At 54.5% G+C, this 24,373-nt stretch carries 14 protein-coding genes; 11 read left to right on the forward strand and 3 right to left on the reverse strand.

Features of this window, described 5'->3' with window-relative positions; genetic code table 11:
- Window positions 1–4 precede the first annotated feature (4 nt).
- The 11 genes from ACI1P1_RS22365 to ACI1P1_RS22415 all read left to right on the forward strand — a co-directional run bounded on the left by ACI1P1_RS22365 (window position 5) and on the right by ACI1P1_RS22415 (window position 20,640).
- Window positions 5–1,675 (forward strand): extracellular solute-binding protein, encoded by a 1,671-nt coding sequence (locus tag ACI1P1_RS22365; protein WP_416218667.1) that lies wholly within the window; start codon window positions 5–7, stop codon window positions 1,673–1,675.
- Window positions 1,676–1,808: 133 nt separating this feature from the next.
- Window positions 1,809–7,271 (forward strand): CBM96 family carbohydrate-binding protein, encoded by a 5,463-nt coding sequence (locus tag ACI1P1_RS22370; RefSeq protein WP_416218668.1) that lies wholly within the window; start codon window positions 1,809–1,811, stop codon window positions 7,269–7,271.
- Window positions 7,272–7,279: 8 nt separating this feature from the next.
- Window positions 7,280–7,444, forward strand: a complete 165-nt coding sequence (locus ACI1P1_RS22375) for a hypothetical protein (RefSeq protein WP_416218669.1) — start codon at window positions 7,280–7,282, stop codon at window positions 7,442–7,444.
- Between the two features lie 226 nt (window positions 7,445–7,670).
- Complete coding sequence (locus ACI1P1_RS22380; protein ID WP_416218670.1) at window positions 7,671–9,470, forward strand: S-layer homology domain-containing protein; 1,800 nt, start codon at window positions 7,671–7,673, stop codon at window positions 9,468–9,470.
- A 75-nt stretch (window positions 9,471–9,545) separates the two neighbouring features.
- On the forward strand, window positions 9,546–11,870 hold the full coding sequence (locus ACI1P1_RS22385) for a heparinase II/III family protein (RefSeq protein ID WP_416218671.1): 2,325 nt from the start codon (window positions 9,546–9,548) through the stop codon (window positions 11,868–11,870).
- Entirely contained in the window at window positions 11,857–15,036 is a 3,180-nt protein-coding gene (locus tag ACI1P1_RS22390; protein ID WP_416218672.1) for an alpha-mannosidase, read from the forward strand. The genes ACI1P1_RS22385 and ACI1P1_RS22390 overlap by 14 nt, the downstream gene beginning before the upstream one ends.
- Window positions 15,033–17,774, forward strand: coding sequence for an FAD-dependent oxidoreductase (locus tag ACI1P1_RS22395; RefSeq protein WP_416218673.1), 2,742 nt, complete (start codon window positions 15,033–15,035; stop codon window positions 17,772–17,774). The genes ACI1P1_RS22390 and ACI1P1_RS22395 overlap by 4 nt, the downstream gene beginning before the upstream one ends.
- Window positions 17,775–18,021: 247 nt before the next feature.
- On the forward strand, window positions 18,022–19,248 hold the full coding sequence (locus tag ACI1P1_RS22400; RefSeq protein WP_416218674.1) for an NAD(P)/FAD-dependent oxidoreductase: 1,227 nt from the start codon (window positions 18,022–18,024) through the stop codon (window positions 19,246–19,248).
- A gap of 257 nt (window positions 19,249–19,505) precedes the next feature.
- Window positions 19,506–19,718, forward strand: coding sequence for a helix-turn-helix domain-containing protein (locus ACI1P1_RS22405; RefSeq protein WP_416218675.1), 213 nt, complete (start codon window positions 19,506–19,508; stop codon window positions 19,716–19,718).
- Window positions 19,719–19,739: 21 nt separating this feature from the next.
- Window positions 19,740–20,024 carry a DUF1294 domain-containing protein gene (locus tag ACI1P1_RS22410; protein ID WP_416218676.1) on the forward strand — a complete coding sequence of 95 codons (285 nt, stop codon included), beginning with the start codon at window positions 19,740–19,742 and terminating at the stop codon, window positions 20,022–20,024.
- Window positions 20,025–20,097: 73 nt separating this feature from the next.
- A complete protein-coding gene (locus ACI1P1_RS22415; protein ID WP_416218677.1) occupies window positions 20,098–20,640 on the forward strand; it encodes a cupin domain-containing protein in 543 nt (180 codons plus the stop codon).
- A gap of 229 nt (window positions 20,641–20,869) precedes the next feature.
- Here ACI1P1_RS22415 and ACI1P1_RS22420 read toward each other — a convergent pair whose 3' ends face one another.
- From ACI1P1_RS22420 to ACI1P1_RS22430, 3 genes are all read right to left on the reverse strand, one after another.
- Window positions 20,870–22,387, reverse strand: coding sequence for an extracellular solute-binding protein (locus ACI1P1_RS22420; protein WP_416218678.1), 1,518 nt, complete (start codon window positions 22,385–22,387; stop codon window positions 20,870–20,872).
- A gap of 120 nt (window positions 22,388–22,507) precedes the next feature.
- A complete protein-coding gene (locus tag ACI1P1_RS22425; RefSeq protein ID WP_416218679.1) occupies window positions 22,508–23,110 on the reverse strand; it encodes a GNAT family N-acetyltransferase in 603 nt (200 codons plus the stop codon).
- Window positions 23,111–23,307: 197 nt separating this feature from the next.
- The gene (locus tag ACI1P1_RS22430; protein WP_416218680.1) at window positions 23,308–24,213 is read right to left on the reverse strand and encodes an ABC transporter substrate-binding protein; all 906 of its coding nucleotides are present in this window, start codon (window positions 24,211–24,213) and stop codon (window positions 23,308–23,310) included.
- Between the last annotated feature and the right edge of the window lie 160 nt (window positions 24,214–24,373).

Genomic DNA, 24,373 nt, shown 5'->3' on the forward strand with positions numbered 1-24,373 from the left:
TGCAATGTCCAAACGGCGTATGAAAAAAGGAACTGTACTTTCCGTAACGGCCGCCTTGTCACTGGTTACAGTGCTGGCTGCCTGCTCCAGTGCCAAAGAGGAAACAGCCAAGGAAACCGATAAACCGGCTGCCTCCGGGACAGCCGCTGCTACCACCCAGGCTTCCACAGCTCCGGCCAAACGCGGCAGCATCTCCGTGGCTATCTATGACCGGGGCCAGGTGCCGAAGGAAGAGGGCAGCTACACGGATAACCGCTGGACCAAGTGGATCAACCAGAACGGACCTGCGGATGTCAAGTTCGTCACCATCCCTCGGAACGAATCCCAGCAGAAGTACAGCATTCTGTTTGCCTCCGGCGAAGCGCCTGATCTGGTGCTGGAGTTCGACAACGCCTTCATCAATACCCTGTGGTCCCAGAAGCAGCTGCTGCCCATCAATGACCTGATCGATAAACACAGCACGGAGTACAAGAAAATTCTGGAGAAATTCCCGGCGATCAAAAAGCTGGCCACCAAACCCGACGGAAAGATGTATGAATTCGCCAAGGTGACCAAACCCGAGGTGCTGGGCACCATGGTCATCCGTAAGGATTGGCTGGATAAGCTGAACCTGAAGATCCCGGAAACCGTGGAGGAGCTGTACCAGGTGGCGGATGCCTTCGCCAATAAGGACCCGGACGGCAACGGCAAAAAGGATACCTTCGGCATCAACCTGAGCCAGTTTGCTTCGTATTATGTGGACGCCATGTTCCAAAACGAAATGTTCATCGTGGAGAACGGGGAGCTGATCCGTCAGTTTGACCGGATTAAGCCGGCCTACGAATTTAAGAAGAAGCTCTTCGATAACGGCATCGTGGATAAGGACTTCCTGTCCGACAAAAACGGGCAGAAGGCGGAGCAGGACTTTGCCAACGGCAAGCTGGGGATTTACCTGGCGTATACCAGCGTTGTCAGCAAAAACTTCGATACCCTGAAGAAAAGCACCCCCGATGCAGTGATCGTGCCCATGGCCTTCCCGAAATCCCAATACGGGCAATTCGGACCTGATTTTAACCCGCCGCTGGCTCTGACCGCCTCTGTGAATGCCAAAGCCAAGGACCCGCAGGCCGTTATGCAGTATGTGGACTTTATGGTAAAACCCTCGACGGTGGAGGTGTTCACCAACGGCATTGAGAATGTGAACTATAAGAAGGACGCCACCGGCTGCCCGCAGCCTATCGATGCCGCCAAGAACAAAACCGAAATGGGCTACATCAACGACTATAAGATGTTCATGCCGACCTATAACCTGCAGCAATGCACCATTGGCGGAAGATCGCCGCAATCCACGAACGCTGTGGATCAGGAATGGATCAAGATTGCCAAGGAGATGGATAAACTGTATCTTGATCCTGCCCGTCCGCATCCCGGCTTCACTCATTCCAAGTTCCGTCCTTCCCTGGACAAGGACTTGAACACTATCTTCAACGACGGCTGGAACAACATGAACGATATTATGGCCAAATCCGTGGTCAGCGGCAATTCCTACACGGTAGATCAAGGTGTGAAGGATGTAAAGGATGCCTGGGATAAGGCAGGCGGCAAAAAGCTGGAGGACTGGTACAAAAACTGGTACAAGGAAAACAAGAGCAGCTGGATCTTTATGGATGAGCTGTACAAAATGAAATTCGACTGACGTTTCCCATCCGTTCCCGCATTACAAGCTGCCGGCTTATTGCGCATATACCGCAAAAGCCGGCTCGCTTGCGGCATCAAATCACACCATGGCATGACTCAGAACCTTTCAATATGAATAGGGAGAGTGGAACATGACCGATTTGAAACGGAGATTAAGCTTGATGTTAGCCGGCTGTCTGATTCTGACAGCCATTCTGCCTGCGGCGGCTTTGGCTGAGGAGCCGGCTTCCGCCAGTACGGTCTATTCCGCTTCGGCGGGCTTCAGCGAGGTGCAGGGGCAGAGCCAATGGAGCTACCAGCGGTTGGCCGGAGGGGTGTATAATGATCTGCCCCACTATGATACTGCCAACAAACGATGGCAGCAGTCCGGGGCATCCCCCATCTATCCTTGGGTGAAGGGAGGAGAGATGCATCCCGCCAACAATGGCGATGCTGTCCGCACCTGGACCTCTCCAGCCAAAGGAACCGTAGAAATCACCGGAGAGGTCCGGAAGGGGGATAATAACGGAGACGGTGTAAACGCTTCCATTAAACGGAATGGTACGGCCTTATGGAGCTCTTTAGTTCCGGGAAGCACACCGTTGGTACCTAGCGGGGTCAGCGGCATTGCTGTAGAGGCTGGGGACACCATCACATTCGAAATCAACCGAAACGGCAATTTGAATAACGATCACACCTTCTGGAATCCGACGGTGCAGTTTACGCCCCAGCCTGTTGTGGTGGAGCAGGAGATTACGCTTGCCGCTACGGAGTCCGTCAACACCCGGGGAGGCAGCAGCGGTGGAGTGAATCATGCGGCTACCAACCAAATGATGAAGGTTCCTGCTGCCAGCCCCGATCCGGCCGCCGGAACGGAATTTTGGGTCAAAGCCCGGATTCTGAACGGTTCTCCTGATCTGGTGAACACCCGGCACGGATATCTAAAGTTTGATTTGTCTGCCTTCGCCGGAGCTTCGTTGAACAGTGTCACCCTGCGGGTATATGGGAAGGAGGAGCTGACCAAGGATGTGCCGGTAACGGTCAGCGGGCTGTTGGGGTCAGCCTGGCAGGAGAACACCCTTACGTGGAATAACGCCCCGGCGGATGCGGGAACCCCGCTGGGCACACAAACTGTCCGCAGCATTGGCTGGTATGAGTATGATGTGACGTCATTTGTAAACAATCGGCTGACAGCTGGCGAAGGCTCTGTTTCGTTCCGGATGACAGATAACAGCGCTGTGGACCTGAATGCCAAGTTCTTCTCCACACGTGCTGCGGGTAACAGACCTGAGCTGGTGGTGAAAACAGGACAGCAGCCGGTAGTTTCTCCGGTTACAGCCCAGCCGCCCTCCGGCGCAGTGGCTGCCGGTACACAGATTCAGTTATCGACGCAAACCGTTGGAGCCGAAATCTACTACACCTTGGACGGAAGCGATCCGGTGCTTGGAGGGACCTTGTATAGTGGCCCTTTTGGGTTGAACAGCGGTGCTACTATACGAGCCTATGCTAAAAAGCAGGGCTGGACTCCAAGTCAGGCTGCCTCCTTCACGTATACGATGCTGCCTCAGGTGCCCAGCGGTGTCACCAATCTGCCGGACAGCTTCTATAACCGTCCCGGTCTGGAAGCCATGCCCCGCATTGATTACGCCTCCATGAAGGTGGCCAATGTCCGGGATTACGGTGCCACAGGGGATGGGGTCACTGACGATAAAGCCGCTTTTGATCTGGCTATCGACGCCTTGAATGGCCAGGGCGGGGGCGTGGTTTATATGCCTGCAGGCAAATACTTCTTCGCTCCTACACCCACCAACGGCACCACGCCGGAAAGCCGCCGCTTCTGGGACAGAACCGGGGCAAGAGCCTTGAACAATATCCATTTTGTCGGAGACGGGGAATCAACAGTTATCGTTTTCCGGAATCCCGGCATCTCATCCGTACCCAACGGGCAAACCTATAGCAACTCCGGCGGGGCTTATATGAGCGGACGCCCCTACGGCTGGCGGCTGGACGGCACCAACTACTCCCTGCGGGGCTTCAGCACCTCTTGGACGCCGCGTATGGATATGCGCTCCATCAACGGACCGTACAATCTGGGCCTGTCCGGACAAAATATCCAAGCCGTGAACCTGAATGTGGACCAAGGCGGCATCGGCATGGTGTTTTGGCAGAATACGCGGAACGTTTGGGCTGTAGGTAACGTTGTTCGCAATACGGGAGCCGACAGCATCCATTTTGCCAATACGGTGGATGTGGTGGCCGCCTACAACTGGGTGGAGAACAGTAATGACGACGCGGTGGGATTTGTGTCCGACGCACCCGGGACCAACAATTGGCCGGTCTCTCAGAACAACTACGCCTTGTACAATACCATTATCAAAACACCCTGGGGCCGGGGCATCAGCGCCGGTGGCATCGGGCACAAGCTGGAGAACAACTGGATCGAAAGCTCGCTCCTGTCCGGTATTTTCACCAATTCCTTAGGGCAGGCCGGGGAATCCGGGATTCCGGTGCAGGATGTCTCCATCAAGGGGAATACCATCCTCCGCTCCGACCAGAACAACCGAGCCGATAACAACAACCGCAACAGCGGTGTCTATAAGGGCTCTGTGGTGCTCAACAACAACGCCACACGGGTGAACATTGAAAATAACAAGATTTACGGCAATCCGGGGAACGGTATCTTTTTCAGTGCGTGGAGCTCGGCTCTGCAGGGAAAAACGCTGGCTGTCCGTAATAACCGGATTGAAGGCTCTCTGGAGAGTGCCGTGAAAATTAATGGCAATGCAGTGATCGACGGGTTGGAAATGACGGGCAATTCCTTCCTCGGGAACGCCAATAGCGTTCTCTTCGGTGGAACGTTGAAGGGAACACTCACCTATTCGGGCAACCGGGTTTCTCAGCCTACGGTGCCAGTGCGGACCGGCTTTGACGTGGTGACGGATCCGCCGGAATATGTGGATCTTTATCAGGCTCTTGGCAGCGCCGCCAGTGAAACCGGATGGGCGGAAGCTCCGGCCGTATTGCCGGCAGGAAGCAGCCAAGAGATTAATGTGAGGACCTTTGGCGCCAAGGGTGACGGGGCTTCGGATGATACTCACGCCTTCCAGGCCGCGTTGGATGCGGTGCCAGCACAGGGCGGCAGCCTGTATGTGCCTGCCGGGGTTTACAAGCTGAGCCCGCAGACGGGTCAGGATAAGCTGGCCTTTACGGCCATCGGACATCATCTGGCTGTAAAAGGGAAGAGCAATCTGCGGATCCGCGGAGACGGGGACGGCAGTGTGCTGCGTTTTACTTCTGCCGAGCATCAGGGCTTGCGGCTTGCCGGAGTAACTGGCGCTTCTGTACAGGGCTTGAAGCTGGAGCTGGCGGAGCAGCCGTACCAGCGTCATAACCGGGCACTCCTGGATCTGACCGGCAGCACGGGTGTGGCTGTAGATCATGTCACCGCGGTCAATTCCGGCGGTCCCGGTATTCTGGTGGACACCTCCACCCGAGTGTCGGTCAAGAACAGCACGGTGACCAATGCGGGGACTGGTGGTGTGGAGATTCTGGCCAGCCGTCAGGTGTTCGTGGAGAATAATACGGTGCAGAACTCCCGGGATTCGGCGGTGCTGGTCAACAAGCTGGGGACCATCGGCCGGGAGCCCCAATATATCCGGATTGCCGGTAATCAGTTGGCTGGCTCTCGTGACCAGTCCGGCGTCAGTATTGCCAGCGGCAACCAGATTGAGGTAACAGGGAATACTATTACGGACACCCATCTGGCAGGTATCGCCGTGTACTATACCAGCGAAGCCTTCCATGCGGAGAAGGTGCGGATTCAGAACAATACGCTGACCCGGACCAATCAGGGCAGCTCCACCTACCACTATGGCGCCATTACGGTGCTGCGCAGTATGAAGGGCGATCTGGTGATTTCCGGCAATACCATCGATACGACTCCATATTTCGGGATCGCTTTGGATCAAAGCACGCTGACCCGCCTGGAGCTGGGGCAAAATATCTTCCGATCGCTGGGCAAGGAGCCGGTGCGGCAATTAAACACCACCATCTCCACGCAAGTGGATCTGGATAAGCTGGCTAATATCAAATCCCTTGTTCCGAAGCTTGTGCAGCCGGGAGACTGGCAGCACTGGGCGGTGGAGGTGGAGCTGGAGAACCGGAGCACCGTCCCCATCAGCGGGACGGTGGGTTTGGGGCCAACGGCCGAGTGGCCCCAGCCGGGAGCGACGGTTCCATTGGCCAGTCTGGCACCGGGGGCGGCGGCGAAGCTGCTGCTGCCTGTGCCCCTACCCCCGGATACCCGCCGGGTAGAGCTGGAGGTGGTGGTGAACCTGGATACCGGGGTCCGGCAATCTGTGGTCCAGCCCGTGAATTTCCTGGCGGCGAAACGTGCGGCGTCATTGATCGTGCCGGATGGTGTGGTTGGCGGGGAATGGGCGGGAGCTATGCCCTTCCGGCTGGCGGAGGCTGCCCAATACAAGAATGTCAGCGGCGGCTCGGTGCCTTGGGGCGGCGCAGATGATCTGAGCGCCGTGGGGTACACCCAATGGGACCAGGATAATCTTTACCTGGCTGCTGTAGTGAAGGACAATGTCCACCGCCAGGCCAGCTCCGACGGTGCTGCCTGGATGGGGGACAGCATCCAGTTTATGATCGACCACGGCCGGCTGGCTGGACCGGGCAGCGCCGGGTACACGGAGCTGTTGTTCGCCCGTTCGGATGCCGGGGATACGGTGAAGTGGCGGTGGTCGGGAGTTGCCGGCAAGCCGGTTGGTGCCCTGGCGGCAGCCCAGGCCTCCATTGTTCGCAATGAAGCGGAGCGGACAACGGTTTATGAGGTAGCGGTGCCCTGGTCGGAGCTCCTGCCTGCGGGGGTTGCCATACCGGAAACACTGGTTGGTTTCTCCTTCCTGGTTAATGATGACGACGGGCCAGGGCGGCATGGCTGGCTGGAATATATGAGCGGCATCGGCTCGGGTAAGAATCCCGCCCAGTTCGGTGAGATGGTGCTTTCTCCAGCTGGCGGGCAGTCCCCGGGAGACCGTGTTCCGCCGGTGATTACCCTGTTGGGCGCAGCGGAAATGGAGCTGGTGCAGGGGAATGCTTTTGCGGAGCCCGGATTTAGCGCCGTTGACGAAACCGACGGTGATCTGACTGCTTCTGTGGTGGTCACCGGCAGTGTAAACGCGGCTGTCGTTGGGGAATATGTGCTGCAGTATAATGTCCGGGATCAAGCCGGCAACCAAGCGGTTACGGTTGTCCGGACCGTCCGGGTGGTGGAAGCGCCGCATCCCTTCCGTCTGGAAGCGGTGGGCGGACTCCAGCGGGCCTCCGGGCTGTCGGCAACGGTGCGTATCCACCGTGAAGACGGAGTACCCGCTCCAGCAGGCCACGCGGTGGTGCTGTTCCAGCTGATGAGGGGCACAACGCCGGTCAGCTACGTAGCCTCCAGCCAGGTGTTTGCCGGGGGCGAAGAGCTAACAGGCCACTTCGATGTAGCTGATCCAGGCAACAGCGCGTACACGGTCCATATATTGATGCTGGACCGGCTGAACAGTGGCGGCGGCACGGGTATGCCTGTACCGTTATCTCCCAAGGTGGTGCTGGAGTAGGCGAATGGGTGGAGGTACTGGTGAGACTGGAGCATACTTCTGTACATTTCAGCGCCATGAAGGCAAGAAGGAGTATGAGGAAGTGGTGGGAAGCTGTAACGGAACAGTATGCGGAAATTTGCGGGGAGAATAATGACGGAACAGGTGATGTAGACATTGATGCAGAGCTGTAACGGAACTATACGACGCTTAGACGCTGAAATCGACCCGTTGTGATGTGTAACGGAACTGAGAAGCTCTTAAAACACAAATTTGCTCTTGAATGCCGACTTTTGGTGCGCTAAGGGCTTCTCAATTCCGTAAGAAATCTGATTGGTGTATTTCGGGCCTCTAAGCGCTTGTAAGTTCCGTTAGCGGATCTGGACTTTGCTAACACCACACTAGAGGGGAGGGGAAAAAGTGCGCGGATTTCTTATCGGGGCTGTGGCATTTGCAGCCGTGTTGACTTCAGCCGTCCCCGTTTCTGCAACGGGTTCTGCCTATATGCAGGCTTTATACTTCCCGGATACGACTTTGGCTCAACTGGATGTTTCAAGCATCCCAACTACGGTTTCAGCTCCACTTGATCTCTCAAACGTAACAGATGCGGCTTCCACTCCACTACTCTCAACGGACATCCCGGAAGCAGCGGCAGCCCAAGCGGTCACCCTGGAATCGCCGGGCTCCCGGTACACGGGTGAGACGGTAACCATCCGGGGCAACACAAGCCTATCCCGGATTGTGGTTCAAATTCTCCGTCCCAACCAAACGATCCTCTGGACGGATGTAATCCCGCAAGACCGTTTTGCTGCTGGGGTTCCCCTGACACTTCCGGCCGATGCGCCTTATGGCACCTATACCATCCTGGCTGGCTCCGGCACGCACCGCGCGGAATTGGTGTTCCAGGTGGTAGAGCGATCCGTCGGCCAGGAAGAGCAGGAAGGCGAGGAGCCGGAGGAACCGGCACCAGCGTCTGAAACCGGGGAACCTGCTCCAACAGCTTCACTCCATCAGCTTCCGGACGGCACAGCCGTGTTGAGCTTTAAGCCGGAGAAGCCGGACGCAAGCGGACTGGCTCAAGCGGTGATTTCTGCGGCTATACTGGAGCAAGCTAAAGCCCTCAAGGCCCGTTCCATTCGCCTGGAACCAATTATGCCGGAGGGGGCTACAGGGTTTGAAGCTCTTATGCCCGCACAGGAGTTGGCCAGTTGGCCGGCGGATACACGCGTGGAGCTCCATACCACCTTTGCCAAGGTAAGGATTCCCGCCGGTGAGCTGACAGGCAGCACTCCTGAAGAAATCAGCAGCAAAACTTCCTTGAGCAAAATTTCGTTGTCAGTAAACCGCCATTCCACAGCAACCGGAGCCATGATAACCCCAAACCAGCTGGAGGTGATACGGGACAAACCCATCGTGGACATTTTACTGAAGCGCGATGGTCAGCCTGTGCACGCTATCTCAGCCAGAAACGGAATAACTGTAGAGCTGCCCTATAGCCCCACCCAGGCAGAGCGTACCCATCCGGAAGCTCTGGTTGTCTGGTCCTTGATGCAGGAGAAGGACATGGTAAAGCCGGTTATTGACAGCAGATATGTTCCCCAAACCGGCTCCATCATCTTCCGCACCTCAAGCTTTGGCACTTTTGCAGCCGCGTACACACTGCGATTCTACGCGGATATGGAGAACGCACATTGGGCTAAAAGTCCGGTTGCGGCCTTGGCTGCCCGCGGAGTCATACAAGGAGTATCGGAGCGGGAGTTTGCACCGGACCAACCCGTTACCCGCGCGGATTATGTGCTTCTCTTGATGAGGGCCTTCGAGCCGGCAGCGGGAGAACAACCGGACAAAACCTTTCGGGATGTCCCCGCCGAATCGTACTATTACGAAGCGGTGGCTACAGCCCAAAGCCTGGGCATTGCAGGAAGCGACGGCCAAAATTTCCATCCGGAAGCAGCCGTCACCCGGCAGGATATGATGGTGCTGACGGACCGTGTTATCCGCGCAGCCGGAATCCGTCCGGCATCTTCGTCAACACCGCTGAACAGCTTCTCCGACCATACGCAGGTGGCGCCTTATGCCCAAGAAAGCATTGGCCGTCTTACGGAGCTGGGTGTGGTGCAAGGAACCGGCGGGCAGTTGGAGCCGCTTCGGCCCACAACCCGGGCGGAGGCAGCTGCTTTGATTCATCGGCTCCTAACCCGGCTACAGCCGGAATTATAGACAAGGACAGGCCGGAGGAAGCGGTAAGTTGCCGCCCCCTCCCGGCCCAATCCGTTTGCAGGAGGGAGAGAAACCATGGTGTTTTATGAGGATCAGAGATTGGAAGCCATCCGCCGCCAGATTAAGACCAACCCTATAATTGAAAAGGGCTGGCTCTTACTGGAGGCCGAATCAGCAGGTTTTGGCAGTGCAGACGTGCAGGAGGTGGCGCGTACCCAGAAGGACATGCAGAACAGGGTGCGGCAGTTTGGCGGCAACAAACGCTTTACCTTGGGCAATTATATCCGTGAGCAGGCCAAACGGGCCCATCATCTGGCTTTTTTGTACAGGATGAACGGGGGGACGGAGCTGGCCCGGGGGATCAAGGAGCTGATTCTCCTGATCGGTAAGGAAGAAGCCTGGCTGTACCAGACCGGCTCGGGAAGGGCCTCCGATCTGTGGACGGCGGATATCGGGCTTCATCTTTCCCTGGCTTACGACTGCATCCGGGATACGTTAACCCATGAAGAGAAGCGCACCATCGAGGAGCAGCTGTACACCAAGGCTTTTCTGCCATTGTATACAGACTGGCTGGACCCCACCCGCAAAATCCATGCCCTGGATACCATGGGCCATAACTGGTGGATTGTCTGTGTGTCCGGAGCCGGAATGGTTTTATTGACCCTGGGGGATCAGACGGAGGGATACGCAGCTTACCTGCATACCATTACGGAGGGGCTGAAGGAGTGGTTTGCCTACCCCGGCAATGTGCTTCAGAACAAAAAAGCCAACTTCGGTCCTAACGGCGATTATATCGAAACCATGAGCTATCTGGATTATGCTCTGGGCAGCTTTATGGTGTTTGAGGATTTGTACCGGCGTACGACAGGAGAAACCAGTCTGTTTATCCAGCCGCTTCTTAGCTGTATTCCCGACGCGTATCTGGAGACGGTATTCCATCTCGACGGGAAGCTGCACAGCTTTACCTTCGGTGATTCGGGAGCCCGCAACGGCAATGGGCATGTATGGCTGCGGCTGGCGGAGGAATGCGGCAGAGGGGACATGCTGGCTTTTTTCCTGGCGAATCTGGATTTCCCGGCGGGACCGCTGGAGCTGTTTTATTATCCTGAACACATGGAGCCTAAATTTTCGGAGCACCGGCCTGGGGTCTCCATATTGACCCACAGCGGCTATGGCATGATCCGGGACGGGAAAGCGACGGAGGACGGCGGCACCCTTCTGGCGGTCAAAACCGGGGAAAGCTGGAACCATAACCATCTGGATGCGGGCAGCTTCGTACTCGTCAGCGGCGGCAGGGAATGGATTATGGATTCAGGCTACTGCGTCTACTCCAAACCGCTGTACAACGCTTATTACCGCCAGTCTGTCGCGCATAACGTGGTGCTGCTGGACGGGGAAGGCCAGCCTCCGGACATGATCGAATTCGGTACCAAATTTGAAGGATGGCTGCCTGCTTATCTGGAAGCCCCGGATTACCGCTACTTGCTGGCAGACTGCACGGGACCATACATGAACCTGTTCCACCGCTTTTACCGGCATTTCCTTCTGCTGGACGGATATCTGATTATGGTGGACGATCTGTTTGCCAACCGGGAGGGAAGCTTCCAATGGCTGCTTCACTACAAAGGCATGGCCGAATTGGACGGGGAAACTCTTCATATCTCTCCGGACGGCACACCATCCAGTGAAAGCGATAAGCTGTCGGTACGCCATCTATACCCGGAGACCAAACAATACATCCGGGAGAAGGGTTACTCCACTGCTGCCCATCGGGGGACGGGACTGGAGGATATTTTTCCGGAGGCGGAATATATGAAGGTCTGCGCTGAAGGGGAGAACCGCCGAATCAAGTTTATGACGCTGTTCACCCTGCCCCAAGCTCCCGCCGTGACGGTGGAAAAACAAGCCGATGACCAGTTTCAAACCATCCGGTTGATTTATCCCGAAGGACGAGTGCTGATGGTGCTTTGCAATCTCCATGCCGATGGCCGGGTGATGCATGATAATGCCCATGGAAGCTTCGCCGGAATCGAAACGGATGCGTTCTTAAGTACGGCGCTCTACAGTCCGGAAGGGGAACTGGAGCGAATCACCCTGCACAACGGCAGCTATTGGAAAAGCGGCGGAAATTGCCGGTTCAGCTCGTTATTAAAGACGGATGCTTATATCGATTACCGGGACGGTCTTGCCATCCAAACCAGTCTGACGGGGGATGCTTGGTGTTATTTCGACTGCAGGAATGAAGGAGAGTCCGCTTTGTCAGCCAATGGATTTCTGAAGGACCCCATGTCCGGACTCTGGAAACGCCAGATGAAGCAAGGCCAGTCGTATGTCCGGTTGGAATCGCCACAAAATCACACGCCTAACCCGGCAGAGGAGGTCGGCCATGTTTTGGACTGAAGAGAAATTGAAGCAGCGTATCGCTGAAATCGGGGAGCTGCGCTACCGGACCATCACCCGTTTTGAAGTGTTGGAGATGCTGACGGATGAACTCGGGGAAATAGCTGCCGAACCTCCCAGCCAAGATACCTGGGAAACCCTGCAGCTGGGGGAGCGGTGGAGCGGGAGGGACCGCTATGTCTGGCTCAAGGTGGAGGCGCTGCTGCCTGAGCAGTTGGCGGAGCACCGGCTGGTGGGGCGGTTTGATTTTGGCCGGACCCATCACGGCAACAGCCAGGGCTTCGAATCCTTGCTGTTCCTGAATGGCCGTCCGCTGCAAGGCGTAGACAGCAATCACCAGGAGGTATTCCTGGATGAGCTGGCGGGACAACCGGTGCAGCTGATCTTCCGGCTGTGGTCCGGCCTGGAGGGCGGAGGTGTGCCCCAGCTTCAGATTCATGAGATCAAACAGGCAGAGCTTTGCTTCCTTCATAAGGCTTCGGACGATCTGTATTATACCGCGCGGGCCGTCCGGGAAACCGTATCCGTACTGCCGGACACCACTCCCGACAGACAAACGCTGCTGGCTCTGTTGAACCGTTCCCTAAACCGGGTGGATTGGTCCAAACCCGGCTCCGATGCCTATTACGGCTCTGTCGCGGAAGCGGCAGCGACGCTCCGGGAGGAGCTGGAGCTTCTTCCCGCCAACCATCCTGTCACTGTTCGCTGTATCGGGCATACCCATATCGATGTGGCCTGGCTGTGGCGGCTGCGCCATACCCGGGAAAAAGCAGCCCGCTCCTTTTCCACGGTGCTGCGCCTGATGGAGGAGTATCCGGAATATATCTTTTTGCAAACCCAGCCCCAATTGTATGAATATATCAAAACAGATTACCCGGAGCTGTACGCGCAAATCGGTGAGCGCATCCGGGAGGGACGCTGGGAGGCAGGCGGGGCCATGTGGCTGGAGGCGGATTGCAACCTGACCTCCGGGGAATCCCTGGTGCGGCAGATCTTGTTCGGTACCCGTTTCTTCCGGGAGGAATTCGGCACAGAGTGCAAGTATCTCTGGCTGCCCGATGTATTCGGGTACAGCTGGGCCCTGCCGCAGATTCTCCGCAAATCGGGCATCACTTCTTTTATGACCACGAAAATCAGCTGGAGCCAGTACAACCGGATGCCCCATGACACCTTCGTCTGGAAGGGGATGGACGGCTCGGAGGTGCTGACCCATTTTATAACGACGCCTGAAATTGAGTTTCCCCACGAAACCTACTACACCTATAACGGTTATGTGGTGCCCGAGACGCTGACCGGCATCTGGCGGAATTACCGGGACAAAGCCTGGAACGAGGAGCTGCTGCTCTGCTACGGCTTCGGGGACGGGGGCGGCGGTGTCAACCGGGATATGCTGGAGATGCGCCGCAGGCTGGACCGGATGCCGGGATTGCCCAAGGCTGTAACGGGTCGGGCGGACACCTTCTTCCAGGAGCTGGAGGAAAAAGCGGCGGGAACCGATCAATACGTGCATGTTTGGGACGGGGAGCTGTATCTGGAGAATCACCGGGGCACCTACACCAGCCAGGCCTTTATTAAAAAGGCCAACCGGCGCTTTGAGCTGTCCCTGCGGGAAACGGAGCTGTGGTCGGTTTGGGCGGGAGTATTAAACTCAGGGGTATCTCTTAATCAAACCCAGGAGCAGTTGAACCGGGTTTGGAAAATCGTCCTTCGCAACCAGTTTCATGATATTATTCCCGGCTCCTCTATTGCGGAGGTATACGAGGACGCCCGAGAGGAGTATGCGGAAGCGGCACAGCTGCTGGAGCAGGTGAAGCGGGAAACAGAGGCAGCCTTGCTAAGCGGCGGCGGTACAGCATCTGTTGCTGCCGATAGCGGCCGGGATACAGCCAGGGGCTTCACCGTGTGGAACAGCGCTTCCTGGCATCGGTCGGGGCTGGTAACCCTTGCGGCGGATGACGGGCAAAACACCGGCTGCTGGAGGCGGCCCGACCACTCCACGCTGCAGGCCCAGTGGACGCCCGAGGGATGGCTGGTGGAGGTGGCGGATGCGCCTTCTTGCGGGTTCACGACCGTTTGGTATGAGCCGGAGGGTACGTCAGTGGAGACGGGCCACATTCCCTTTACCTTTAATGAGATAAGTCTGGAAACGCCGTTCTATGAACTGGAGTGGAACGAGGCTGGACAATTTACCCGTATCTATGATCGTCAACTAGGCAGAGAGGTGCTGTCTCCCGGTGCTTGTGGCAACCTGCTGCAGGTGTTTGAGGACAAACCCATGCAGTTCGATGCCTGGAATATTGACCTGTTCTACCAGGAGAAATCCCGCACGGTTACGGAGCTGCGGTCTGTCCGTCTTCAGGAGGCCGGTCCCCTGCGGGCGGTGGTTGCCTTCGAATGGGGGTATATGGATTCCGTGATCCGCCAGGAGCTGATTGTGTATGCCGGCAGCCGCCGGATGGATTTCCGGACGGCAGTAGATTGGAGGGAGCAGCACCAGCTGCTGAAGGCGGCCTTTCCCGTGGATATCCGTACAACGGAAGCTACGTATGACGTCCAGTTCGGCAATGTGAAGCGCCCGACCCACTGGAACACCAGCTGGGATTATGCCCGGTTCGAAAATGTAGGCCACCAGTGGGTGGATCTGTCGGAGCGCGGCTACGGCGTCAGCCTGCTGAACGATTGCAAATACGGCTACGATGTAAAGGAAAACGTGCTGCGCATCAGTCTGATTAAATCCGCCACCTATCCCGATCCGCAGGCGGATCAAGGAGAGCATCAGTTTACGTATTCCCTTTTGCCCCATCAGGGGGATTGGCTTAGTGGAGATACAGCCCGGGAGGCCTGGGACCTGAATTGCCCCATGGTTGGGGCGGCCGGATTGCCGGAGGGAGAGGCAGGCTCCTTCATCTCCTTGTCCGCTGACCATGTTTGGATCGATGCGGTCAAAGCCGCCGAGGACGGAACCGGAATTATTCTCCGCCTGCATGAGTTTGCAGGACGCCGGGGACAGGTTGCTGTGCACACTGCATGCGAATTGGCCTTCTGGCAGGAGACGGATCTGATGGAGCGTCCGGAGGGGGAGATGCAAACAGGCCTCATTCAGTTTCATATAAAACCCTATGAGATCAAAACCTTCTTACTCCGTTTGAAGGGGGGAGGGGCATGAAGCCTAACCAACTGGAATGCATAGAAACAGATGTTCTGATAGCCGGTGGAGGCACCTCCGGCTGTCTGGCCGCTTTGGCTGCAGCTGAAGAAGGCGCCCGGGTGGTGTTGGTTGAAAGTGACAGTGCATTGGGCGGTGTCGCCACCAGAGGCGGCATTCACCGGTATTATTACGGTTCGCCGGGCGGGCTTCAGGAGCTGGTGGACCGCCGGACGGAGGAGATTGCCCGGGTGTTCGGAGGCAAAACCAAGGGTTTCCATCCGGAGGCCAAACGGGCAGCACTGAGCGCCTTGTGTGCGGAGCGGGGCGTACAGGTATTTTTAAATACGGTGGTCAATGGTGTTGCGATGTCCGGTACAACCGTGTCCGGTGTCAGAGCCGCATCCCCGTGGGGGCAGCTCCGGATTACGGCCAAGGTTACTGTGGATTGTACGGGAAACGGCAGTGTTGTCCGTATGGCCGGAGGCACACTCCGCTACGGACGGGAGCTGGACGGCATTTACCATAACTATTCCTATATCCCCCGGGGCCTGCAGAACGGTGTCCTGGGGTATGACAATCTGGACGCCGGCTGGGTGGATCCGTATGATCCGTGGGATGTGACCCGGGCTTTCTTCCGCGGCCGTGAATGGGTGGCGGAGGCCTGCCAGCAGGGCAGCCGTTACTTCGGATTGTCTGCGATGCTTGGCCTTCGTGAAGGGGGACGGATCGAAGGGGACACAACCATCCGTCTGGCGGATTATATCGAGGATACTCCCTCGCCGGAGGTCATCACCCGGAGCTACTCCCATCTGGATAATCACGGCTTTGATACCGGCAACGAAAGCGGGTTCAGCCAGCTGTGGATCTCCGTATTGGGCCTGTTCACCAAAGGGCTGTGGTGCGATATCCCCTACGGCAGTCTGCTGCCCCGCGGCTTGGAGGGAATCCTGGTTGGCGGCCGCGCATTATCTGTGGACCGGGATGTCTCCATGGGTGTCCGGATGCAAAAGGACATGCACAAGGTGGGCGAAGCGGCAGGTGTTGCCGCTGCCATAAGCATCCAGTCCCGCGTAAGTCCGCGGGAGCTTGACCGGAGGGCGCTGCAGCGGCGGCTCTTGGAGCGCGGGGTATTGGAGCAGACGGATCTGGAACGGAAGCAGGGGCGCAATCTGCGTTTTACTCAAGGGCCGCTTGCCCATATTGACCTAGAGGAAATCAAGGCAGCCCCGGAGAGTATATTGCGTGATCTGGTCCAAGCTTTGGGAACAGGAGAGGGCTGGAAGGCGGTTTGGCTGCTGGCCCATAAAGCCGGTCCCCGTGCGTCCGTGATCCGGGCGCTCACCAGGAAGCTCCAGGAGGACATTCCGATTGAAGAAAGGATGATGGCCGCCATTACACTGTGCCTGATGGGCAGTCATGAAGCCGTTCCGTTCCTCCTGGAGCTCATCCGCTGCAAGGAAAAGACGAAGCTTAGCGATCATCCCAAGTGTGTTCCCTTTTGGGTGGCAGGATTTGTATTGCTGCGGCTCTTGAAGAGCAGAGCGGCATTACAGCAAGCTTTGAAGGCTCTGGAGGAAACAGAATCCTCCGTCATTCATACCTTTCTGCTGGATTATCTCTCGGTGCTGCTACCGGATATGTCCCAGGATGAACAAAACCGGACGGCCTCAGTGCTATTCCGATACCTGCAGCGCACTGAACTGGGGGCGGACTACCTGATGCATGGCGAGCGGCCGGAATCCCTTCACTGGAGCTTGGAGCTGCGGGGAGCCATTCTCCTGAAAAGGTTGGGCCGCGAAGCCCCGGTACCGGATGTATGGCGGGAAGCAGAAGCTGATCCCCGGCGGTATGTGGGCCGGGCAGCCGAATATCTGCTGAACCCGGCATTAGCCAGCCGTGTTCACGCTTCACAAGAGATAAACCTGGGGGAATACGATGCCGCTGTAATCGGGGGCAGTGTGGCCGGAGTCGTGTGCGCCGCCAAGCTGGCCGGCCGGGGATTGCGCGTGGTGCTGGTGGAGAGCAGCGGAAGCCTGCTCACCGAAATCACCCGAGCCAGGCGGACACAATGGTCCATCACGGCTCAAGCCTCGCCGGATTCCACTTCCGGCCAGCTATTGCAGGCTTTGCTGAAGGCTGGTGCATACCGAAATGGGGAACTGGAGCCGGTTCTGGTCCAGCTGGCGGCAGACCGTTACATCCAGAGCTCCGGAACACTTGTTCTGTTCGAGGCGTTATATCAAAAAGCGGTTCCTGACCCGCAGGAACCGGGACATACGCTAATTTATTTGGCTTTAAAAAACGGTACAGGGACTTTACGGGTCCGGCACGCCGTTTTCCACGGAAGCCCAATAGAGGCTCCCAAGCCGTCAGCGTCCTGTTTTACCCTGTCTGCAGTTCTTGTCGGGATGGTCGATCAACAGCCCTTCACCTGTGAATTGCCTGCTGTACAAGGAAATGTGACGGTGCAGCTGCGCCAGGGCTTTTATCCGGAGGAAGCTATTATGGAACTGAGCTGGTATGGGGAAGGACTTTCATCGGAGGGAGCCGCTATGGCTTTCGTTGTAGAGGCGGTGAAAGAGCTTCGCAAGCTGGGCCGAATTCCGGAGGAGGCTTCATTGGCGTATATCGCTGATATCCCCTGGCAGGAGCCAAAAGTGGGGAATAATCGAGGAGCGGAACATTTGTTTTCATTGCAATCCCTTTTGCAAACGGGGGAGGATATGGCGGATCGAATATTAGGTCTGCCGAATTAATTTTACTCAAGCAGGGAGTCTTCCATTGACGGGAGACTCCTTATTGTTTCTCCCCATAAGCGGACAGAAGAGCCTCACTGCCTATAGGGGGGATAGCATCAGGCATATCCCTTAATGCCGGAACTATGGAGGTTGTGATTCTGGTTTTGGCGGGGTTCGGCTTCCTGCTTTATCCGGCACGGCATGGATATAACGCTCCAGCCGGGGGACAATAAACCAACCTTGTCATTTCCGGGAGGAATGTATTATGAATATGCAATCCGGCATTTATTATTGGCCAACCACCTACCCTGATGCCCCGTCGTATCCTGTTTTGGAGAGGGATGCCGAATGTGATGTGGCCATTATCGGAGGGGGAAGCTCCGCGGCGCAATGTGCGTATTATCTGGCGGGGAAGGGTTTGTCCACCCTTGTTCTGGAAAAAGGAAGAGTAGGAAGCGGGAGCACCAGCACCAACACTGCTCTGATCCAATATTCCGGGGAGAAGATGTTTACCTCTTTGGCCCACACCTTCGGGGAGGCCTATACCGGGCGGCATCTCATGCTGCTGAAGGAAGCGATTGACGATATCGAAGCCGCCTCCAGTAAACTGGAGATGGATGTGGAGTTCCGCCGCAGGGATACCCTGTATGCCGCCAGCTGTCCGGAGGATGTGGAACGTTTGCATGCCGAATATACCTATATTAAAAGCCACGGGATCCAAATCGATTTCTGGAGCAAAAGCCAGGTGGAGGCCCATTACCCCTTCAGCCGTGAAGCCGCTATCTATTCCCATAATGACGGGGAGCTGAATCCTTACAAGTACACCCATGCGTTATTTCAATATGCGGTTAAGCATGGTGTTCAGATTTATGAATTTTCTGGAATGAACGGGCATCATGTTGACGAAAAGCTGAAGCGGACCGTCATATCGACAAAAACGGGGTATCACGTCAGCGCCCGATATGTTATATTTGCCGCGGGTTATGAAAATATGGATATCCGGAAGGAAAAACAGGCCTCCTTTGTCAGCACCTATACCGTCACCACCCAGCCTGTAGCGGATTTCTCCACCTGGTATAACCGGACGCTGCTCTGGGAAACCGCCCGGCCTTACATCTATATCCGGACCACGGTGGACAACCGTGTTATCATCGGCGGCCTGGATGACAATACCTACTATCCGGAAGATCGGGACAGCAAGCTGATGCACAAAAAAGACCAGCTGATTGTGGAATTCAACAAGCTGTTCCCCACCATCCAGGTAGAGCCGGCTTATTACTGCGCCGCTTTTTATGGAGGAATTACTGACGGGCTGCCTATCATCGGCAAATATCCAGAGGTGCCGGGCAGCTATTTTCTGCTGGCGTACGGGGATAACGGCACCGTCTACAGCCAGCTGTTGGCCAAAAAAATCGTTCAGGAAATCGTGGAGGGCCACAGTCCCGACCTGGAGTTATACCTGCAGGACCGGCCTTTGCTTGTTCAGGCGTAAGATTAGTGGGTAAAACAGCCTGTCGCAAGGCTGTTTTTTTATTTTTTCAAGAAACATGGAACTTTTCCCGGTTTGGATTTTCTGTTTATTGATGTCCTCGACCCTGGGTAGGAGAATTCCACACAGGAAAAAAATGTGTTGTGGGAAGGGAAAGATCGTAGTACATTAAAAATCAATATATTTACTCCGGGAAGCCAGGAAAATAACCAGGACTATATCCTGCAGATCAAAATAGCGGATAGAAAGAGGAGACAAGAATGACCTTCGGGCAAAAAATCGAGCTGCTGCGCAAGCAGGAGAATATGACACTGCGCAAGCTGGCGGAAAAAAGCGGAATCAGCTATTCACTGATTCAATCCATGATCAAGGATGAGCGGGTGCCTACCCAAGAGGCGGTGCATTCGTTGGCCAGAGCCTTGCATTACGAGCATCCGGAAGAATTAATCCAATTAGCGGGATATGGAAGCTGATAGCAGGAGGGAGGGAGCAGCATGTGGATTGTTGTCTGTGTCTATTTGTTGGTGATCAATATAGCCGGTTATGGGTTTATGCGTTCAGATAAATCCCGGGCCCGGAACAAAAAGTACCGCATTCCGGAGCGGCAGCTGTTTATGACCGCCATATTGGGCGGATCGGTGGGAATATATACGGGCATGCATGTGCTTCGCCACAAAACCAAACATGCGTCCTTCTACATTGGGATTCCCGCCATACTTATCATCCAGGTGATTTTACTGGGATACATGCTGGGGAAGCTATTGGTGGAAACCGCATAATAAAAATGGGCAAGGTACCGGAGCAAATCGTAGGCATATGATGGAGTATCTGTGAAGAAGGGAATGAAGCAAGATGCAGGGTTTTTCCCAACCATCATATGGTTACACATTTTATCCGTACGAAACCGTTTATTATCCGTACAAAAATTCACATTATAATTATTACAATCATTATATGAATCGATCGAGTATGCCGGAGCATCCGATTACACTGCAGGATTATGGCAAGGAGCCTTTGGTCATCAACATCGAACAAGCGGCAGAACAAAATACCAACTATCGGACTACTTTGTGGACTGGACAGCATTTTCAGGTCACCTTGATGAGTATTCCGGCCGGCAGTGATATTGGCTTGGAGGTTCATCCGGATACCGACCAGTTTATCCGGGTTGAAGAAGGTCAAGGGTTGGTTCAAATGGGAGATTCCAAGGAAGATCTGGATTTTCAATCCCAAGCGCACGAAGGCTACGCCATTATAATTCCTGCAGGAAAATGGCATAATTTAACTAATAACGGTGCAAAGCCGCTTAAGCTGTATGTGATTTATGCACCGCCTCATCATCCGTTTGGTACGGTTCATCCGACCAAAGCGGCGGCAATGGCAGCTAATTCGTAATGTATTGCGGACAATTGAACATGAAGTCGTGAAGTAGGATCATTACAGGGTAAATAGGTTAACCTGAAAACAAACAGCTAAATAAACAAGCCGGTGGCCATTATCGCTATCCGGCTTATATACTTTTACACAAAATTCGTATTTTATACAATAGTCCATATAGCGGGAAATTACTAAAGGATCTCCCGCCCAAAAGCATACGGGAAATCCTTCAATATCTTTAATCCTATTAACCATTAGAAGCTTTATACGAAGCCGTAAATTCTTCGATAATTTTGCTGCCGCCTTGATCCTGCCATTTTTTCACAGCGTCCTGGAATCCTTTTTCATCTATTTTGCCGAGTATAAACTGGAATGTCGCATCCTTAATGATATCTCTAATCCGGGCACCCGATTCTGTATTGGTTTTCGAATCCAAGGGATTGGTTGGATCGGTAATGGCGAATTGAATGGCCTCATTGGTCAATTGATCCGCTTTTTCCGCTACCTGTCTTGCAAAATATTTGGGTTTCATATTGGTGGTTCGATTCAACGTAAACCCATAATAGCTGGTGACTTCTTTTTCCAGAAGCTTCGTATCAGTGACCGGCAGTACCTTTCCGTCCTTTAGTGTATAGTGGGTCCCTTCTATGCCGTACACGAACAGGTTCGCAATTTCGGGATCAAACAATTTATCGCAGAAGGCAAGAATCTTCTTGAGCTCTGCTTCGGTTTTTATAGTCGATTTCGGGAATAAAAGCGAACCATAGCTATTGGCTGACCAAATACCCGGTTTTCCGTTCACACCAACAATCTTATTCTCCACATCAAACTTGGCTTCTTTCACATTAGTCTGTGTTTTTTCCTCTATGGAATTTACGTCCGGCATCGAGCCAATGTACATACCGGATTTCCCTGTGTACATCAGGTTTTGCTGATCCGTTTTGCTCGTTACCGGAAAATCCTGATTGATTAACCCTTCGTCCCGCAGCTTCTTGACGAACTTCATGGTATCAACGTAACCCTGCGTCATAAACTCAGGTACCAATTTACCGTCGATGACCCCCCAGTTATTAGGCGTTCCGAAGTATGAGCTCAACGTCTTGAATGAACCATAGACCAGATCGTTGCGGTCTGCTAACGGAATCGTCGACAACCCCGACTCTTTGAACTTCTTCAACATATTATAGATGTCATCAACAGACTTCGGGCTGGACAATCCAAGCTTATCTGCCCAATCCTTACGGTAGATAATCCCCTGCCGTGTAAGCGGTGTCTCCTGATACAGCGAATAGATCTTTCCGTTGATCTTGATATTGTTCATTATATCGGGATTTAATTTGCTCAGATTCGGATAATCCTTCAGGTAAGGGCCAATTTCCCAGAATAGATTGCCGTTGATTGACGCCCTTATACTGGTAAAGGAGTTATTATTCCCGACATATAACATGTGCGGCAACGAACCTGTTGCCAGAGAAGCCTGAAGCTTTTCTCCGTACGAACCGTCCGGTACGAAAGTGAAGGTCAAATCCGTGTTGGTCTTTTCTTCAAGGATTTTCTCCAATTTGTCAGATGGGATTTCCGGGGTATTCAAAACCGTCATGATATTGATTTTGGTGGTTCCCTCTTGTGCCGGCTTGTCCGTATTTGATGAAGTAACCGCTTCCTTTCCTTCTCCGGAATCTTTTGATTGCGCGCATCCTGTTGCAAGTATAGCGGAAGCCAACAGGACGGTCCCCCATGCTTTTGCCCGTTTTTGATTCTTCATAGATGTCATTCCTTTCTTTTGATATCTATGGACATTATAGTTCCATTTATGGGCTCCAAAAAGTAATTTCTTGCCCATATGTGGTCAAAAATTGCTCATTTCTTGGCTTGGCCTAACTTCTTATTTAATCATCCATTCATCCTTCAATATGGCGTATTGATACGCATCATGCCATATCGGTTGTCCGTTTTCTGTCGTTCTGAAAAAAGCCGCTTTCTTGAAATGCCCTTCACGACGCATCTGCAGACGCTCCAATAATCTCCATGAGGCTGCATTTTCAGGATTACACAAGGCCATTACCCGGTGCGCACCCAATTCTTCGAATCCATATTTCAAGAGCCGTTGACAAGCCTCCGTGGCGTAGCCGTTTCCGTAAAAAGCCGGATTAAAGATGTAACCCAGCATCCAGGTCTTAAACTGTGCAGGTTCTTTTTGCTCAAAATAAACATGCCCGATCATTTTATTGGTTTCCTTCAGGCAAACAGCCCCGAAACGGTCTCCCTGTGCGCGTTCCCTGGCGATCTTCCTGCAATCCTCTTCATTGCTTACCTCACCGGGTTCATATTTCAGCACCTGCTCCTGGGATAAGTAATCGTGCAGATCGCTCCAGTCATTTTCCGAAAAGGGTCGAATCACAAGCCGTTCCGTTTCCATTACCATATGTGTAGTCTGCCTTTCTTTCCGCTTAAGCTGCTTATTTGGTGTACTTATGTATGGTTTCATGGATGATCCCCTCGCAATTATGCCGGTACTCCACGTATTGTTCATGCCGTTGGGCACTTTGGGAGTTGGGTTTTGTCGCTTATATCGTATTCAAAACGGATTGTGCCTCTTCCACCGGCAGGTCGGACAAGTTGACGAAGGGACCCACCGTTTGATCAAAATAGTGATATAAGTACATGTGAACCACCCTCCATCCGTTAATAAAGCCGTTGATGAACTTCCCCCTCCGCGGTAACCTCTGTAAAGATCCCCTCGGGCGTCAAAAGGCGCTTAGGCAAGGTGCGGCCATCATACAGCTCCCGAATGGCCTGCATCAGCCCAGGTCCCAGCATGGGATTACACTCCACCACGCTGTTGATCCGTCCCCGGACCAGCTCCTCCAAGGCTCTTTTGGTCCCGTCCACCGAAACGATGATGATATCCTTACCGGGCCTGAGCCCGTATTCCTCCATCGCCTCCAATGCCCCTAATGCCATATCGTCATTATGGGCAAACAACACCTGGATCTGATTGCCCTGCCGCTGCAAAATTTCCCTCATGATCTTTTTTCCCTGATCGAAGGTAAAGTCGCCAAAGGCACTTTCCACAATCTCCATATCCGGTCTTTTCCCGATGACCTCCCGAAAGCCCCTTCCTCTGTCAATGGACGGTGCGGAACCTTCAGTGCCCTTCAATTCTGCAATGCCTACAGGCCCTTTGTGACCAGCCAGCTTATCCAGCACATATTTGCCCGCCCGTTGTCCCTCCTGATAAAAATCCGAGCCGATGAAGGTCAGATACAAGCCAGGATCCTCCACATCCATTAACCGGTCAATGATGATTACGGGAATACCGGCCTGCTTCACCTCCAGAAGAATAGGCTCCCAGCCCTGCTTCACAACAGGAGCAATGGCTATTACATCCACCTTCTTCTGAATGAAGGAACGGATGGCTTCAAACTGCTTCTCCTGAGACTGCTCCGCGTTGTTCAAATCCAGCCGGATGCCCGCTTCGTCCGCCGCCTGCTGGATGGAGCGAGTATTGGCCCTTCTCCAATCGCTCTCCGAGCCCAACTGGGAAAAACCCAAAGTAATGATACGTCCCTCCGGCGTCAATATAGCCAAAGGCTGCTCTCCCGCCCCAGCCGTGGCCCGAGTCTGATCGGAAACATGAGCCTTGTCCTCTGAACAGCCTATAAGAGCCGCAGCTATGCCAACGGCGAGAATAACTAGAATGAGAGTTTTGTACAACCGGTTCCCCCCTTTGAATCACAACCACCATATA

It is taken from the genome of Paenibacillus mesotrionivorans (assembly GCF_046098205.1).
In the GTDB taxonomy this organism is placed as follows: Bacteria; Bacillota; Bacilli; order Paenibacillales; family NBRC-103111; genus Paenibacillus_AR; species Paenibacillus_AR mesotrionivorans.

Coding starts and splice junctions, on each gene's coding strand:
- ACI1P1_RS22365 (WP_416218667.1), top strand. CDS start 5: ATGTCCAAACGGCGTATGAAAAAAGGAACTGTACTTTCCGTAACGGCC.
- ACI1P1_RS22370 (WP_416218668.1), top strand. CDS start 1,809: ATGACCGATTTGAAACGGAGATTAAGCTTGATGTTAGCCGGCTGTCTG.
- ACI1P1_RS22385 (WP_416218671.1), top strand. CDS start 9,546: ATGGTGTTTTATGAGGATCAGAGATTGGAAGCCATCCGCCGCCAGATT.
- ACI1P1_RS22390 (WP_416218672.1), top strand. CDS start 11,857: ATGTTTTGGACTGAAGAGAAATTGAAGCAGCGTATCGCTGAAATCGGG.
- ACI1P1_RS22395 (WP_416218673.1), top strand. CDS start 15,033: ATGAAGCCTAACCAACTGGAATGCATAGAAACAGATGTTCTGATAGCC.
- ACI1P1_RS22400 (WP_416218674.1), top strand. CDS start 18,022: ATGAATATGCAATCCGGCATTTATTATTGGCCAACCACCTACCCTGAT.
- ACI1P1_RS22405 (WP_416218675.1), top strand. CDS start 19,506: ATGACCTTCGGGCAAAAAATCGAGCTGCTGCGCAAGCAGGAGAATATG.
- ACI1P1_RS22410 (WP_416218676.1), top strand. CDS start 19,740: ATGTGGATTGTTGTCTGTGTCTATTTGTTGGTGATCAATATAGCCGGT.
- ACI1P1_RS22415 (WP_416218677.1), top strand. CDS start 20,098: ATGCAGGGTTTTTCCCAACCATCATATGGTTACACATTTTATCCGTAC.
- ACI1P1_RS22420 (WP_416218678.1), bottom strand. CDS start 22,387: ATGAAGAATCAAAAACGGGCAAAAGCATGGGGGACCGTCCTGTTGGCT.
- ACI1P1_RS22425 (WP_416218679.1), bottom strand. CDS start 23,110: ATGAAACCATACATAAGTACACCAAATAAGCAGCTTAAGCGGAAAGAA.